Source organism: Xanthocytophaga agilis (assembly GCF_030068605.1).
Classification (GTDB): Bacteria; Bacteroidota; Bacteroidia; order Cytophagales; family 172606-1; genus Xanthocytophaga; species Xanthocytophaga agilis.
Genome location: NZ_JASJOU010000001.1, coordinates 304985 through 321793, shown reverse-complemented (window position 1 = coordinate 321793; position 16809 = coordinate 304985). Strand labels below are relative to the sequence as shown.

The following is a 16809-nucleotide window of genomic DNA, read 5'->3' as shown; positions in this document are numbered from 1 at the left end:
AATTCAATAAGTACTGAGAGAAGAAGCAAAGAACCACCTATCCTTTCTGAGTTGAAGGACAATCTGACCAGAGTACAAGTGCATATTCTGGTCAGGAGCTAAATTTTGAAAGACAGATCTTAATTTGCAGGATTAGGCAATAGGTTTTTATTCACATCCAGCTCTGTTTGAGGAATAGGCAAGTATTCATTACCAGCTGTCCATGTATTAAAATCCGGATCATGAGTTTTTAACATAGCCAGTTTGTCTGCATCATACAACCATCCCCAACGAATGATATCGTTGATACGTTGTCCTTCACTGGCAAACTCAAGTGCTCTCTCATGTGCAATCTGATCTCTCATCTGTACTTGTGCCAGATTAGGTTTTGAAGCAACCAGATCAGGTAGATTTACTCTGTCTCTCACTTGCTGAATATATGGATAGGCAGCAGCAGTTTGGCCCAACTCGTTCAAAGCTTCTGCATACATCAGAAGAATATCTGCATAACGCAGTACACGATAGTTAATGCCTGAATTCAAATCATACTCATTAGCCACCCCCAATCCATCATTGGTATATTTTCTTGGGTAAATTTTATTGGTAGCATAGGGCCATGGATTTCCATATACAGTGGTAGAATTGTCATCTGGCTCATAAGAAGCAATAGTTGCCAGTAACCTTGGATCTGTTTTACCATCCTTAGTCTTCTCCTGTTTGTATTCGTTGTAAATCCAGGTGGTGGGTAAAAAGTCTGACCAACCATAGCCATCTGCAGCATATGTACAAGCCTGACCGGAAACCTGTTTCCAACTGGAGCTTGGATCTCCACCCCAATTTGGTACTGAACCTCCTACCTCATTCGGACCAGCAAACTGAACTTCAAATAATGACTCAGAGTTGTTTTCATTGCTGGCAGTGAAATTATCTCTATAATTAGAGACCAGACTATATATATTTAATTCAGGTCCGTTAATTAGCAGATTAAACTGATCTGCGGCATTCTGCCATTGTTTCCTATACAGGTAGGCTTTTCCCAGCATTCCTGTTGCGGCGCCTTTGGTTGCACGGCCAATCTGCCCCATATCTGCTCCAGAAACATTACCATAAGACACTGGCAATCTATCTTTTGCATTCTGAAAATCAGAAAATATCTGAGCCCATATTTCCTCTTCGGTAGCAGATGCAGGATAGTAATCGGTTGAACTCTTAGGTGTAGAAGTAATAATAGGCACCACTTTGTATGTATTAGCCAGATTAAAATAAGCCAGTCCACGTAAAAAATAAGCTTGCCCCAGAATACGTTTTTTAAGATCTTCATCCATAGTTATTCCAGGTACATTTTCAAGTACCTGGTTAGCTCTCCAGATTAGCTGATACCATGCACCCCATACCCATTGTACAGGTGCGGAAGTTGTAGGAATCGTAAAGTTAGAAACCTGAACATAATCAACCCATGGGCTATCTCCACTCATATCATCTCCACGGGCATCTGAAAGTGCAGGTGTCATACGCATATAGCTACCATCAATAATCATACTGTTATAGATCGCATCACAACCAGCTATTGCTTGACTTTCAGTTTGCCAGAATGTTCCGGTTGTCTGGCTATTGGGATTGGTCAAATCTAACCGATCATTACAACCCATCATTACCAACAAAAGCAACAAAGAATATTTTATCTTATTCATATGATTTCTAATAAAGAATGAATAGTATGAAGATCAAATTAAAAACCTACTTGCACTCCAAGCATAAGAGTTCTAGGTTTTGGAAAAGAACCATAATCAAATCCAGGATTCCATGTTCCGGCAGTAAAGTCAGGATTGTATCCTTTATATGCCTGAAAAGTGTATAGATTCTGTCCTGTAAGATATACCCGGGCATTAGTGATACCCTTTATCAGATTATCAGGTAGCTTGTAGCCTAAAGATACCGTATTGATACGTAGATAAGTACCATTCTGTAACCAACCTTTTCGGTCGGAATCTCTCTGATTATTATTTGGATCACCAGCAACTAAACGAGGATATTCATTATTTGGATTAGATGCGGTCCAACGGTTTACGGCATCTTTATGGTAGTTTATATAATCAGTGGTATGCATCAAATCACGATACAAACGACTATTAATCAGGTTACCGCCACTTCCAGAAGCAAAGAGTGACAAATCAAAGTTTTTATAACGGGCATTAAAGTTAAATCCATAATAAATATGAGGTAATGCACTTCCCAAATATGTTCTATCATTTTCATCTATTACTCCATCGTTATTCAGATCCTTATATTTCAGATCTCCAGGTGCAGTACCAGCCTCTTGTCTGGCATGATTAGTCACTTCATCCTGATTCTGGAAAATACCTTCTACTTGATACCCAAAGTGCTTTCCAACTTCCCCTCCTACCTGTGTTTTAGAACCCACGCCATAGACAGGTTCATTATTTCCACCCAGAGCTAACACTTTATTTTTCAATGTATAGGCATTGGCAGAAACATCAAATGTGAATTCACCTGATGTTTTATGATAGGTTAAAGCGAATTCTAATCCTGAATTCTGTAGACTCCCTGCATTAACAGTTGGGGTGTTATTGGCTCCCGTAGAAGCAGGAATAGGTACGCCTACCAACAAATCTGTCGTTTTGTTTCGATAGTATTCTACCGTCAGATCAAATTTGCCGTTTAGAAAAACAGCATCCAATCCGATGTTACTGGAAGTTTTGGTTTCCCATTTAATTGTTTCAGAAACCAATTGTGTCTGAGTAGCTCCTGTTGTTTTAGTGCCACCGAAGTTATAAACCACATTGGAATTGATACTACTTGCATATAAGTATTCACCAATATTTTGATTTCCTAGCTGGCCATAACTACCTCTCAGTTTTAATTCTGAAATAAAAGACAGATTAAGATTCTGGAAGAACTTCTCATTATGCAACTTCCAAGCTAAAGCAACCGAAGGAAAATTTCCGTATCTATATGCAGGAGCAAAACGGGAAGAACCATCTCTACGAATAGTAGCTGTTAGTAAATACCGATCATCATAACCATAGTTCAATCTACCCAAAAAAGAATACAAAGTATTCTGTGACATGTATTCAGCTACTGTTTGAGTTGTTCCATTAGACAGAGAAGGGAAGTAAGGTTCGGTGAATCCTTCTGCATGACCGTTTCTGTATAAGTAATCTCCTTTCTGGAACATTTGCCCAGCTAAAACAGCTATCGAATGTTTTCCAAAATTTTTCTCATAATTTAATGTATTCTCTACCAAACCTGTTGTGAAAATACGAGAGCCATCATCCATTTTGGCCACTGCTGACTGAAAGAAATAGCCTAAGTCAAAAGTTGGTTGAAATATATAATCACGTGTAATAGTACGATCATAGCTCAGATTCAGCTTATATTTTAAACTATGACCATTGTTTTTCAGGAGCTTCACTTCTGAGTAGACATTAGCAAATGTCCGGTCTACATCCACAAAGTTGTTAACTAACTTATTTAAGCCTATCACGTTCAAAGAAATTGCTTTCTCAACAATGGAGGAGGTTCCCCCATATCCACCCTTACGATTGGAATCATACACAGGCATTGTTGGGATCGCAATTACCAAATCACCAATCAAAGGAGGACGACCACCTGCTAAAAAATTAGCAGAATTCGTGAGTGCATTTTCATGCGAATGAGTGTAGTATAGTGACTCACCAATTTTGAATATACCTTTTTCAGATTCTGAATTAGCACGAATAGAGTATCGATCATAGGTTGGGCCTTTTCCGACTAATGTTCCGTTACTCGAAAAATAATCTGCCGAAAAACTGTAAATGGTTGTTTTACTACCACCGGAAAAGTTCAGGCTGTGATTCTGTCTAACACCTGTTTTCAAACCCTCCTTTTGCCAATCTGTATCAATATTGGAAATGTAGGCTGGATCATTCGGATTATTGCCTGGTGCTAAAGGTTGTCCTCCATTGGTTTGAGATTCATTGTTCAGCATTTGGTATTGTTCCCGTTGTGTCACCGGAACAATCTGCCATACTTTATCAAGACCAAAGTAACCACTGTATTCTACTTTTAATGGAGTATCTCTTTTTCCTCTTTTGGTTGTAATGATAACCACTCCATTAGCAGCCCGAGAACCATATATAGCTCCGGCAGAGGCATCTTTCAACACCTGAACAGACTCTACGTCATTTGGATTAAAATCCCTAGGTGATGTTCCTACAGGTACACCATCTATTACATATAGTGGTTCTGCATCACCAAAAGTACCAACACCTCGAATTCTGACACTTGGTGCTGCACCAGGCTGTCCATCACTACTAACTGCGACGCCTGGTGCACGTCCCTGAAGTAACTGAGCCACATCATTGGTAGAGAACTTCTTTATTTCATCTGCTTTCACTACTGCAATGGAACCTGTCAGATCTGATTTCTTTTGTGTACCATATCCAATCACAACCACTTCTGACAATGCCTTGATATCAGGCATCAGTTGCACATCTATTTGCGTTCTGTTTCCAATAGTTACTTCTTCTGTTACATATCCGATAAAAGTAAATACTAACACAACACTGCCTGTATTATCAGGTACAGAGATTGAATATTTTCCCTGAGCATCTGTAGTAGTACCTGTTGATGTACCTTTCAGGACTACACTTACTCCTGGTAAAGCCTGGTTATTATCATCTACAATAGTTCCTGTGATGACGGTTGCCTCTGGTTTTGAGACTCTGTTACCAGTCTCCGTTTTTCTGGATTCGTTTTGAGAGGTTACATGAATATAAGTGTTGACCTGTTTAAACTGAAAATTGGCACTTTTAGCCAGTATGTTCAGAATTTCTGTCAAGGTTTTATTTTCTGCATTGACAGATACCAGTTGCTTAATATTCAGATAAGCATCATTATACGTAAAGTGATAGCTGGTCTTATCTTCGATAATCTTAAATACCTCACCTAAGGTTGCATTTTCAACCTTTATTGTCAGTCGGGTATCATTTAAATCCTTACTCTGGGCTTGTAAGAGACCTAAAAACAAAAAAAACAGGGCAAAAAGACTCAGTACCGACCCTTTTTGAGACAAGGGACGGGATATGATAAAACTTTTCATAAATTTGTTTTGAGTTTGGTTTACTGATAGGTAGATCTCACTTGACTTGTCATCTATAAATCAGACGCCAATCCTTTACAGATGACATACATCAGGAGTTAACACACTTGTGTTAGCTCCTTTTTTTAACTCGAATCAGAAGAGTAGGAATAGTGCATAGACTGGATATGAATAAACTAGGGTTTAATTAGAAATAATGACTTTGTCTTTATCAATCTTGAACTGAAAGCGGGAAGTATAAGCAATTCCTGTCAATACATTTTCCAGACTTTCATTTTTAAACTCTCCACTGTAACGCCCTTTCAATAAGGTATTAGGTGCCACAACTATATGTACACCATATCGTTCTTCGAGAGTTTTGAATACATACTCAAAATTATCTTGTTCAAAAAGTAGAATTCCATCTTTCCAGCCAATTACCTTTTTGGAGTTGAAAATGGTTTTCCGAATAGTATTATCTGCCATACCAATTTCCCCTGGTAGTAGAATTACTTTTTGTTGTTTACTTCGAAACTGTACTTTACCTGTCATCACGGCCACTGAATATTCATTCTTTCTTGCCCGAACATTAAAGGAAGTTCCTAACACAGTAGTCTCTGTATGGTTTGTATGAATAACAAAAGGATGTTCTGCATCTTTTTCCACTTCAAAAAAAGCCTCGCCTTCAATCTTTACTTCTCGTCTCTTTCCCCAGAATCGAGCTGGATAGATCAGCTTACTTTGAGAGTTCATTGTGACTACAGAACCATCAGGTAATCGTACTTTCTTTTGCTGAATCTTGCTGGTCAGTTCCTGCAAATCTCTTATAGACCACATCCACCAACTCACTCCAGAACCAATCAGAATTACTATAGAAGCTGCAGCTACCCAAATAGAAGGTCTAAATCTTAAGATGTTATTATTTTCTTTGTCTTCTGAAGCTTCCGGTATTCTCATTTGCCTCTCGAACTGAAGAATATTGGCCAGCATAGTATCTGATTCATACTTTGTCAGTTCATAGGTTTTCTCATAGGTTATTCCACAAACTATATTTCTGGCAATTGATACTTCTTTCTCATATTCGGGATGCTTCAGACACCAATGCTCCCAAAAAACAGTCGTTTGTTCATCCGGATTTTTTACCCACTTTACAAAAGATTCATCAACAAGCAACTCGTCAATTTTTAGCTGATTTACATACATAGTTTCTCGGTTTCATATATAGAAAGACACAAGGTGTTCAAATGCCCATACCAAAACTCAAAAAAATTTTATCGTATAAGGAAATAATTTTATTTAGGGTATTTCTAGTTCAATAATTTGACCTTTAACAAGGTGAAATAAAACTATTTACATAGCGTTGGTCAGCAAGGGAATTATTTTTCTAGGACTATTCATAGTTTTTTTAAAAAATATTCCATAGGTTTGTAGTAAGCCTTTTCGGCTATTTTTTATACATAAAAATGTGTAAAAATGACACAATCCTACTGCATATGATAGTACCTTTACACGATGAGGAGCAACTCTGGAAAGAGTTTAGAATGGGCAGTAATGAAGCATTGACTACTATATATAGTCAATATGTGGGTAAATTATATACCTATGGTCGGCAGTTCACCTCCAATGGTGAACTGGTAAGAGATTGTATACAGGATTTATTCTGTGAATTAATTCAAAACCGTAAAAACCTTGGACAAACCACTTCTATAAAGTTCTATTTGCTGGCCTGTATTCGTAATAAACTAACCAGAGCCATTAAAAAAGATGAAAAGCATTCCTATCTGGATGGGATTGAGGATGGTAATGGATTTGGAGTAGAGTTTCTAGTCCAAAATGAGGCGTTTGCTGAATACTTCAATTTTGAAACAAAGCATACCCTCGAAAACGCATTTAATAAATTACCTACGAAACAGCGGGAAGCTGTAATACTCTACTTTTACGAAAATCTCAGTTATCAGGAGATCACAGATATAATGCAGATAGGAAAAATAAAATCTACCCGTGCATTAATTTATCGTTCCTTAGAGTCTTTATCTTCATTATTATACAATTTCAAGTTACACTCTGAACTCGCCTGAGCAATTGTTTAAAGTTAAAAACACTAAAACAATTGCTCAATGAATGCGATTGACTATTCTTTCCCTACAACTGATGTTAGACAAATCTTGTGTGTATAGTCTATAACAGTCAGATGTTTTGCCGAGAATTCCGTTTGAAAAATATTTTGCCGTGAATAAAGCGTAATAGGAAAAGTAATCGGAGTTCTGGTCAAAATAGAAATTACGGTGAATAATGCACGGAAACAAAACTATTGTGATTAAAAAGCAATCTTTCAGCTAATCAGTGATACAATCCTGCACTTACTAAAAAATAATTTGCAGTAAGCTATGCGCAAAAAATATTCCCAAATTGCAGTAACTTACTTCCCTTAACATTTGAATAGCTTATGTCTTTTCTTCTATCTGACTGAGATTGACCCCTCTTATAAAATAAAGTTCCTATTTAGTAATAGAAGCATTCATCTGGTCAAAAGTAGACTTAGTCACTGTAAACATAGTACCATGACGTACACCTTCAGGAAATCTAACTTTATCAGATACATCCTCCCAGTTTTCCATATCTGTTGATCTAACAGCCCCATAAGCATGTTGTGTATATTTATCAAAATACAAATACGTATACTCTCCTACTTGTAAGGGGGAAGGGCCTTCAGCCCAATATTTACCTGTAATCGGTCCTGACACTTCTACTGGATAAGGTCCAGCTGCATTTCGGGAACGGGTGATGCGGATATTTTTCTGAGGTGGATTGGGGTTTTCATTCTTGACAAACATATAGTACCATTTGCCTTTCTGGAAGATTGTGGCATCAATTGCACTAAAGTCCGGATTGAAAAACATTTCGGTTTTACTGAAAGTTTTAAAATCCTTTGTGGTCACATAATAAATCCGATGGTTTAAACCTTTTTCATTTTCAGAATCAGCTATATCTGAATGCCGACCAGGAATGGTTGTAGCCCAGAAAATCAGAAACTGCTTAGTTTTTTTATCATAAAATACTTCAGGAGCCCAGCTGTTTTTAGCTGTGGGCTCGTGTTCCATAACAGGAATTGCTTTCTGTTCGGACCAATGCATCAGATCTTTGGAAGATGCATACCCAATAATCTGATCATTCCATCCACTTGTCCATACCATATGATAGGTTCCATCTGCTCCCTGAGTAATACAAGGATCACGCATTAGTTTATCTTTTCCTATAGTAGGTTGTAGAAACGATTTGCCATCATTCAGTTTTTGCCAGGTTAGTCCATCCTGGCTATAGGCAAAGTGTAATCCATCTTGTCCATTATCAACAAAATAGGAGAATAAATAGATTTCATTCTGTGCATTACTATATTGAATGTGCAGAAACAAGATACTCAAAAACAAAAAGAGGCGATTTGAAAAAGTAGTCATTGATAAGCAATAGAATCAAAATGGTCGATCAAAATAGATTTGTGTCATATACACACAATATGCAACAATCCGGATAAGAAGTAATGCTTTTCACCCGGATTTATTTTACTCGATCAGCTAACAAGCTGATTATGACTTTTTACCTTTTTTCTTCTGAAGCCATGCATTATAGCGTAATAAACCTTCCAGATAATAATAATCGGCATATACTAATGGTACATCTACCTCACTGTGTTGTGGTTTATGTCCAACACTATGCATCAAAATAAAGTTATTATTCTTCCCTATAGGAGCCAGGTAAGCAGGAGAAGACAGACTTTTCAGCATTTCTATGGCATTTTTTACATACGTATCTCCTTTTTTGGAATACTCTGCCAGTTCAAACAACGCAGAAGAAGCAATGGCAGCCGCAGACGCATCCCGTTCTTCATTGGGGATATTGGGAGCATTATAATCCCAGTAAGGAACCTTATCTTTTGGCAGGTTTGGATGATTGAGAATAAAGTCAGCAATATTTTCCGCTTCTTTCAGATAAACCGGATTTTTGGTCTCTCTATACATGACCACATATCCATACAACCCCCATGATTGACCACGTCCCCAAGCAGACTCATCTGCATAACCCTGAGCCGTTTTTTTAGCCAGTACTTTTCCTCCTTTGTCGTAACATACTACATGGTAGCTGCTATTATCTTTCCGGTAATGGTTTTTAATAGTACTATCTGCATGTGAAAGACATATGTTGTAAAACTCTTTATTACCAGATTCTTTCGCAGCCCAGAAAAGGAACTCCAGATTCATCATATTATCAATAATGACTGGATAATCATAATTGGCAAACTTCTCCCATGATTTGATCACACCATATTCCGGATGAAAACGGGTTGCCAGTGATTTTGCTCCAGTCAGCATGATATCTTTATATGTCTCATTTTTAGTCAGTCGGTAGCCATTTCCAAAGGGGCAATACAACATAAATCCCAGGTCATGAGTAGTTGTGTTATTCTTTTCCTTTTCTACAGCCATCGACCATTTGTGAGCTGCATCTTTCCATTTGGGATCTTTGGTGTATTCATATAAATACCAGAGGGAACCACCAAAGAATCCGCTACACCACCAGGAAGAAGCCATATCCCGAGGTGAGCCATCGGCATTGGACGACTGGGGGAACTTAGTAATATCAGGATGGCTCTTTAACAACAATTCATATTGCTGAGCAGCCAGCGTAAATTGCTTTTTAACATCAATAGCATTTTGACCAGCCACAAACTGAGTCAAGCAAAACAAGTATACGACCACTGAGAGTTTTTTCATAGAGATTGGAAAAGTTGCAAGGAAATAATAAACATAGATAAGAGGAAATCAATCAAACAATCAATATTACTAAAAACGGGCAGTTGTATCCAAACTAATACAACTTTTTAAACAAATTACAGGATATTTCCACTAATAGGTATAGTCATTTACTTATACCTTTTACCAAAACCTAAATAAGATTATGGTATAATACCTGACCAAAGGCTCATTTTTTACCGCAAAAGGTTCAACTACATGATAAATCCATATAAAATTATCATCTTTGCACTCCAAATAGGTCTTTTGCTTAATCAAAGGACTTTGCAAACACACTATCCCGATTAGTACATACTCCAGAAACATTTCGTAGAGTATGAGATTCGAAAAGTAACAGACATGGCTCTCGAACAAACCTTACAAACACAGATTAGTCAGGCTCTTAGTGAGCTTTTTTCCATTCATGTCCCTTCCGAAGAAGTGTTGCTACAGGCAACCCGGAAAGACTTTGAAGGTTCACATACATTTGTCACCTTTCAAATTGCCAAACAAGTTCGAAAAAGCCCAGTAGAAGTAGGTCAGCAACTAGGAGACTATCTTCAGCAGAAAGGAACTGCAGTAAGCCGCTTCAATGTAGTACAAGGTTTTCTAAATCTGGTACTATCCGATGCTGTATGGATTGAGTTATTCAAATCTATACAGGCAAATACATCTTATGGATTTCAACCCGCAAATGGACAGAAGGTAATGGTTGAGTATTCGTCTCCGAATACGAATAAGCCATTACACCTGGGACATTTGCGTAATAACTTTTTGGGTTATTCTATTGCTCAGATACTAAAGGCTAATGGATACGAGGTAATGAAAACCAATATCGTCAATGACAGAGGGATTCATATTTGTAAGTCTATGTTAGCGTATCAGAAGTTTGGCAATGGTGAAACACCAGAAAGCTCTAATATGAAAGGAGATAAACTGGTTGGAAAATACTATGTTGAGTTTGATAAACAACTTAAAAATCAAACCCAGCCATTTTTACAAGAGGCATATAATCAAACATTTACATCTTATAGTGAAGCAGAACAGACTGTAATAAAGAAATCACTGGAGAAAATTGAGAAATTAGAAGGATTTGTTCCTCCTCTAAAAGCAAAAATTGATAAGACTCAATTAAATACTGAGTTGGCAGAACTAATAACAGAATGGGAAACCGGGTTAGAAAAAACCTCATCTATAATCAAAGAACTAGAAACTGTTGAAGGTCTGAAAGGTGCTGAAAAGGAACTGTTAGCTACTTTACGGAAAATCAATAAATTGGAAGGAGAAATAAATGATGAGAAGGATGAGATAAAAGGAATAGCTCAGAATAAAACTGAGATAATGAAAGAAGCTCAGCAAATGCTTTTGAAGTGGGAACAGGGAGATCCGGAAACAGTTGCTTTATGGAAAAAAATGAATGGTTGGGTATATGTAGGATTTGATGTCACCTATAAGCGTATGGGAGTTGATTTTGATAAGTTTTATTATGAGTCAAATACATATCTTCTAGGGAAAGAGATTGTAAATGAAGGACTAGAGAAAGGAATTTTCTTCAAGAAAGAAAATGGTTCTGTATGGATTGATCTGACAGAAGTTGGTTTGGATGAAAAACTTCTGCTACGCGGTGATGGAACATCTGTATACATGACTCAAGACTTGGGCTTAGCAGACTTAAAGCATACAGATTTTCCAATGGATAAGTCTGTTTATGTAGTAGGCAACGAACAAGACTATCACTTTAAAGTATTATTCTCCATTTTACAGAAATTAGGTCGTCCTTATGCAGAAGGATTATATCATCTTTCTTATGGTATGGTAGATTTGCCTTCAGGTAAAATGAAGTCACGGGAAGGGACTGTTGTGGATGCAGATGATCTAATGAATGAAATGGTAGAAACAGCAGAAGAACGTTCTAAAGATTTAAGTAAAGTAGAAGAATTTCCAGAGGAAGAAAGAACTCAATTATTCAATATGGTAGGTATTGGGGCATTAAAATACTTTCTACTAAAGGTAGATCCAGTAAAAAGGATGCTCTTCAATCCGGATAAATCCATTGATTTGCATGGCAATACTGCTACTTTCATTCAATATACCCATGCCCGTATCTCAACTATTGTACGTAAATCTCAGGAATTTACATTAGTAGACGTTCCAACATTTTATACACTGCATGAAGCGGAAACGGATCTTGTTATCTTACTTGGTGAATTTCCAAATGTGATAAAAGATGCGGGTAATAAATATGCGCCGTCTACTATTGCAAACTATTGCTATGAAATGGCAAAAAGCTACAACAGGTTCTTTGATCTTTGTTCTATATTCAAAGCCGATACTCCAGAACAAATGAGTTTTCGGGTAGCTTTGTCTGCGGAAGTAGGTAAAGTAATTAAGAAAGGTATGAATCTTCTGGGTATTCAGGTGCCAGACCGTATGTAGTTACGAAAGCTGGATACCTACAAATCTCCACAAGAGACTCAACTCTTGTGGAGCATTCCATACACGCTATGAAAAATCTTTTTGCAGGTCTTCTTTTTGCGGCACTGTGGGCATCTGCTTCTGCTGCAACTAAATTTGGTATTCAGTCAGTACATCCTCTGTTTTTAAGCAATGTGCGTTTTTTTTTGGCAGGAGCACTCCTATTATCCATTGCCTATGGTATCCAGAAAAACAAGTTACCAACCATTCGTGAATGGAAACAACTCGCCATCTATGGTCTTCTCAATGTAGCGATTTACCTGGGCTGTTTTTCATGGGCTATGCAGTATGCCTCAGCCGGAATTGGTAGTCTATCTACAGCAACCAGTCCATTATTAATCAGCATACTGTCTGCTTTATGGCTACGTCGACCTATTCGCTGGCAAGAAGCCCTCGGATTGCTGTTGGGAATGATAGGTGTATCGTGTGCTGTCTATCCATTACTACAGAATAGCTATGCCCGGTGGGAAGGAATTGTGATTTTGGCTGTAAGTATGCTCTCTTATGCCATTGGAACCATCTATTATTCCAGCCGCCAATGGAGTCTTTCACTCATTGCCATTAATGGTTGGCAGGTCTTATTTGGAGGTTTGTGGATATTACCTGTAACCTTACTAGTGACCAACTGGTCAACCAATCAATATAACACAGCATTCTGGGGTTCTATTGCCTGGCTGGCAGTGGTAGTTTCAATTGGCGCCGTTCAGCTATGGCTTTATCTACTTAGAGTAGATCCTGTCAAAGCTTCTTTATGGCTATTCCTATGTCCTATTTTCGGTTTTGTATATGCTTCTTGGCTGCTTAACGAACCCATTACGGTGTATACTTTTATAGGAACAGGCTTGGTTATTTTGGGTTTGTCTATTGCATGGAAAAAGAAATCCTGATGTACTTTTGAAAAGATTAGTAATAAGCAGTCTACAATAAGAAACTTTTATTACCAAAAAAGTATTATTTTGCAAACGAAGCCTCTCCACGAAACCTTTTGATTACTTATAAGTTATATACCTACTTACTCTAAAATCAAAAACACTTATGAAAGCACTTCTTTTAGTAGTCACATTTATCACATTATCTTCCTGTTTTATGTTTACGGAGCAAAAATCCCGCCCGGAGGCAGCATCGGCTCCAGCCAAATCATTTTATGATTTCAAGATGAAAGCCATTGATGGCAAAGAAATTGACTTCAAAAAATATAAAGGCAAGAAGTTATTGATTGTGAACACAGCTTCGAAATGTGGTTTTACCAAACAATATGAAGCATTAGAGCAATTGCATGAAAAATATGGCGACAAAGTAGTAATCCTTGGCTTTCCTGCTAATAACTTTGGAGGACAGGAACCAGGTTCAAATGGAGAAATCCAGGAGTTCTGCAAAAAGAATTATGGTGTTAAATTTCAGATGTTTGAAAAAATCTCTGTAACAGGAGAAGACCAACATCCTTTGTATCAATGGCTTTCCAAAAAAGATTTGAATGGCTGGAATGATCAGGCACCAAGCTGGAACTTCTGTAAATATCTGATTAATGAGAATGGTGAATTAGTTAAATTCTATCCATCTAAAGTAGAACCTCTGGATAAGGATTTATTATCTGCCATAGGTGCATAGAAAGAATCAACTTTATAAAAGAAAACCTCCCATCACAGGAGGTTTTTTTATGCTCGATAACGCAACTTATAAAACAATCTTAAACTCTTTTCTTTGAACCAGGTACAATCTTTCTTGGTGATGGTTTCATAGACAAATACACCAACCAACAAAACATACAGAAGTCCTATACAAGCGTATTTCAGTACAGGAATCAGAATTCCCCAGATAACAACATACAGCACACATAAGACAAGGAGCTCGATCATAGTGAATAGTATTTAACAGGTATATTGTTAATGAGAAAAGTACAAATAAGTAACCTAACCATTCAAAAATCAGCTTAATCCCAGAGAATCAATTACATATAGTTATCAAGCATCTATTGTTTCCAGTATCTATTCTGCAATATTTGTATCCGGATAAAAAAGTCCCCAAATTTGCATTCTTAAACAGGAGGTAAATATTTAATACAAAGCCCTCCTTCAGTAACTTTTTGTAGAAGATATTTTCAACTTTATATAGTCGTGGCAGCATCATTAAGTACCTGGGTTTCAGCTTTTCGTTTACGTACACTTCCCTTAGCCCTGGCAAGTATCGGAATGGGAAGTTTTCTGGCAGCATCTGTTCATCAATTTAATGGAGTAGTATTTGGTTTATGTGCATTGACTACCATACTGCTTCAGGTATTATCTAATCTTGCAAACGACTACGGTGACTCCATTCACGGAGCGGATAGTGTAGAACGGAAAGGTCCCCTGCGGGCAGTGCAGGCAGGTCATATTTCATCCCACGCCATGCGTAATGCAGTAATTTTATTCTCGGTACTCTCACTTCTTACCGGGCTTGGGCTTCTCTATGTAGCTCTTAAAGATGCACCGGTACAAACCTTCGTAACCTTCTTTGGACTAGGAATCTTATCTATTATCGCTGCTATTACGTACACAGCTGGTAAAAAACCTTACGGTTATGCAGGATTGGGTGATATCTCCGTTTTGATTTTCTTTGGGTATGTAGCTACGTTAGGTACGTTTTATTTATACACACACACAATCGATTGGATTAATCTGCTACCTGCCACAGCAACGGGTTTTCTTTCAGTAGGGGTATTGAATGTAAACAATATCAGAGATATTGAATCAGATCGTAATGCAGGCAAGTTTTCAATTCCTGTTCGGATCGGACGTAGTAAGGCTGTCATTTATCACTGGTTATTATTATCTCTGGCTATGCTCTGTGCCATTATATATGTGATAGCAACTTACCATAGTCCATGGCAGTTTTTGTTTCTCCTTGTCACTCCCCTTCTTATCAAAATTGGTCGTGGAGTATCTAAAGACAGCCACATAGACCCTTACCTGAAACAAATGGCACTAACAACTTTATTGTTTGTGATTCTGTTTGGGGTGGGACAATTGATCTGACTATTGTTTTCAAGAGTGCTAAAATTGAGGTTTATTTATTATTTTAAGAAATGTAAATATGTTATTTACGAGTGCAAGCTTCTTTATCCTTTTATTAGTAACATTTATCTTATATTATCTTCCTTTTTTTTCTCGGCTTCAGATTCATTTGCTTATCATTGCCAGTTTAATCTTTTATGCTTATGAACAACCCATTTTATTGTTGTTGTTACTATTTTCAGCAACAATAAATATTGTAACAAGTTATTATGTAATTTATGGCCCTGCTGACAAAAAGAAAATAATAGCTTTAGCTGGTGTCATTTTCAATATTTGCATTCTTAGTTTCTTTAAATATAGTCCTTTATTTGCAAGGACTCTTTTAAATAATGAGGGTTCAATTGCTAACCTTCTATTGAAAATACCTCTTCCCATAGGAATTTCTTTTTTTACATTTGAAGGTATAAGCTTGGTAATAGATGCATACAAGGAGAAATTTTTTAAGGAAACAAGTCAGATTCCAGTTTCATTAGTAAGACATGCAAAACGAACTATTTTCTTTATCTCTTTCTTCCCCCATCTTATTTCCGGCCCCATTCTCAAAGCTCATGACTTTTTACCGCAAATCAAGCAAAAACACTTAAAGGATATTGATTGGGACTTCTGTTTTAAAAATCTTATATTGGGTTATTTTTTAAAAATGGTTGTTGCAGATAATTTAAAAGATTTTACGTTTTGGATGCGCTATCCATCATTTCAGGCATTTTCTTCTCTATCCCTCCTTACCATGTTATTTGGCTACTCCTGCCAGATTTTCGCTGACTTTGCGGGTTATTCTATAATAGCTATAGGCATGGCCAAACTGTTTGGATATGATTTTATAGCAAATTTCAACTTTCCGTATATCTCTACGTCTTTCTCTGAATTCTGGCGAAGATGGCATATATCACTTTCATCTTTTTTAAAAGAATATCTTTATATTCCTTTAGGGGGAAACCGAAAAGGAAAATTGAGAACATATATTAACCTATTAATAACTATGTTTTTAGGAGGGTTATGGCATGGTGCAGCCTGGTCTTATGCTATATGGGGAACTTTTCATGGAGTTGCTCTAGCAATAGAACGACTTTATAAAGACAATTTAAGAGTTAAGTCTACCAAATTCACAAATGTTATATGCGGAATATTTGTATTTAGTCTAGTTAGCCTTGGCTGGTTATTTTTTAAACTTTCCAACATACATCATGTAGCAGAGTTTCTTAAGAATGTAGCATCAAATTATGCATATAGAGACAATGCTCAAATCATTACATATATAATTCTGTATTCTTCACCTGTTGTCTTCTATCATATTTTTTATTTACTAAAATGGCAGAAAATAACAACCCAAAAATATGATTACATTTTTTATGGAATTATGTTATTTTTCATTCTAATAAATAGTGGCTCCCCCGGTGCATTCATATACTTTCAGTTTTAATTATCCGTAAATAAGCTT

12 protein-coding genes are annotated in these 16809 nt (G+C 37.0%); 6 read left to right on the top strand and 6 right to left on the bottom strand.

The features are described from left to right. Positions 1–119: 119 nt before the first annotated feature. From QNI22_RS01210 to QNI22_RS01200, 3 genes are all read right to left on the bottom strand, one after another. On the bottom strand, positions 120–1670 hold the full coding sequence (locus QNI22_RS01210) for a RagB/SusD family nutrient uptake outer membrane protein (protein ID WP_314508776.1): 1551 nt from the start codon (positions 1668–1670) through the stop codon (positions 120–122). 38 nt (positions 1671–1708) lie between these two features. Continuing rightward, positions 1709–5080, bottom strand: a complete 3372-nt coding sequence (locus QNI22_RS01205) for a SusC/RagA family TonB-linked outer membrane protein (RefSeq protein WP_314508775.1) — start codon at positions 5078–5080, stop codon at positions 1709–1711. Between the two features lie 183 nt (positions 5081–5263). Beyond that, positions 5264–6262 carry a FecR family protein gene (locus QNI22_RS01200; RefSeq protein WP_314508774.1) on the bottom strand — a complete coding sequence of 333 codons (999 nt, stop codon included), beginning with the start codon at positions 6260–6262 and terminating at the stop codon, positions 5264–5266. A gap of 290 nt (positions 6263–6552) precedes the next feature. Here QNI22_RS01200 and QNI22_RS01195 point away from each other — a divergent pair, with 290 nt between their 5' ends. Continuing rightward, positions 6553–7137, top strand: a complete 585-nt coding sequence (locus QNI22_RS01195) for an RNA polymerase sigma factor (RefSeq protein ID WP_314508773.1) — start codon at positions 6553–6555, stop codon at positions 7135–7137. Between the two features lie 420 nt (positions 7138–7557). Here the strand turns inward: QNI22_RS01195 and QNI22_RS01190 are convergent, their stop codons facing one another. Beyond that, positions 7558–8514: a glycoside hydrolase family 43 protein gene (locus QNI22_RS01190; RefSeq protein WP_314508772.1), complete on the bottom strand. Its 957-nt coding sequence runs from the start codon at positions 8512–8514 to the stop codon at positions 7558–7560. Between the two features lie 129 nt (positions 8515–8643). After that, positions 8644–9828 carry a glycoside hydrolase family 88 protein gene (locus tag QNI22_RS01185; protein WP_314508771.1) on the bottom strand — a complete coding sequence of 395 codons (1185 nt, stop codon included), beginning with the start codon at positions 9826–9828 and terminating at the stop codon, positions 8644–8646. 378 nt (positions 9829–10206) lie between these two features. Between QNI22_RS01185 and argS the strand changes: the two genes are divergently transcribed. From argS to QNI22_RS01170, 3 genes are all read left to right on the top strand, one after another. Next, complete coding sequence (argS, locus tag QNI22_RS01180) at positions 10207–12282, top strand: arginine--tRNA ligase (protein ID WP_314508770.1); 2076 nt, start codon at positions 10207–10209, stop codon at positions 12280–12282. A 68-nt stretch (positions 12283–12350) separates the two neighbouring features. Continuing rightward, entirely contained in the window at positions 12351–13208 is an 858-nt protein-coding gene (locus QNI22_RS01175; protein ID WP_314508768.1) for a DMT family transporter, read from the top strand. A 148-nt stretch (positions 13209–13356) separates the two neighbouring features. Next, entirely contained in the window at positions 13357–13929 is a 573-nt protein-coding gene (locus tag QNI22_RS01170) for a glutathione peroxidase (protein ID WP_313996938.1), read from the top strand. Between the two features lie 47 nt (positions 13930–13976). On the opposite strand, the gene QNI22_RS01165 is transcribed toward QNI22_RS01170, so the two are convergent. Then, a complete protein-coding gene (locus QNI22_RS01165) occupies positions 13977–14177 on the bottom strand; it encodes a hypothetical protein (protein WP_314508767.1) in 201 nt (66 codons plus the stop codon). A 258-nt stretch (positions 14178–14435) separates the two neighbouring features. Here QNI22_RS01165 and QNI22_RS01160 point away from each other — a divergent pair, with 258 nt between their 5' ends. Beyond that, positions 14436–15332 (top strand): 1,4-dihydroxy-2-naphthoate polyprenyltransferase, encoded by an 897-nt coding sequence (locus QNI22_RS01160; RefSeq protein WP_314508766.1) that lies wholly within the window; start codon positions 14436–14438, stop codon positions 15330–15332. Positions 15333–15480: 148 nt separating this feature from the next. Continuing rightward, positions 15481–16791 (top strand): MBOAT family O-acyltransferase, encoded by a 1311-nt coding sequence (locus QNI22_RS01155; protein WP_314508765.1) that lies wholly within the window; start codon positions 15481–15483, stop codon positions 16789–16791. Positions 16792–16809: the final 18 nt, after the last annotated feature.

Excerpts from the sequence above, each read along its gene's own strand:
- QNI22_RS01190 (WP_314508772.1), bottom strand. The coding sequence starts at position 8,514 with ATGACTACTTTTTCAAATCGCCTCTTTTTGTTTTTGAGTATCTTGTTT.
- argS (WP_314508770.1), top strand. The coding sequence starts at position 10,207 with ATGGCTCTCGAACAAACCTTACAAACACAGATTAGTCAGGCTCTTAGT.
- QNI22_RS01165 (WP_314508767.1), bottom strand. The coding sequence starts at position 14,177 with ATGATCGAGCTCCTTGTCTTATGTGTGCTGTATGTTGTTATCTGGGGA.
- QNI22_RS01175 (WP_314508768.1), top strand. The coding sequence starts at position 12,351 with ATGAAAAATCTTTTTGCAGGTCTTCTTTTTGCGGCACTGTGGGCATCT.
- QNI22_RS01210 (WP_314508776.1), bottom strand. The coding sequence starts at position 1,670 with ATGAATAAGATAAAATATTCTTTGTTGCTTTTGTTGGTAATGATGGGT.
- QNI22_RS01205 (WP_314508775.1), bottom strand. The coding sequence starts at position 5,080 with ATGAAAAGTTTTATCATATCCCGTCCCTTGTCTCAAAAAGGGTCGGTA.
- QNI22_RS01185 (WP_314508771.1), bottom strand. The coding sequence starts at position 9,828 with ATGAAAAAACTCTCAGTGGTCGTATACTTGTTTTGCTTGACTCAGTTT.
- QNI22_RS01200 (WP_314508774.1), bottom strand. The coding sequence starts at position 6,262 with ATGTATGTAAATCAGCTAAAAATTGACGAGTTGCTTGTTGATGAATCT.
- QNI22_RS01195 (WP_314508773.1), top strand. The coding sequence starts at position 6,553 with ATGATAGTACCTTTACACGATGAGGAGCAACTCTGGAAAGAGTTTAGA.
- QNI22_RS01170 (WP_313996938.1), top strand. The coding sequence starts at position 13,357 with ATGAAAGCACTTCTTTTAGTAGTCACATTTATCACATTATCTTCCTGT.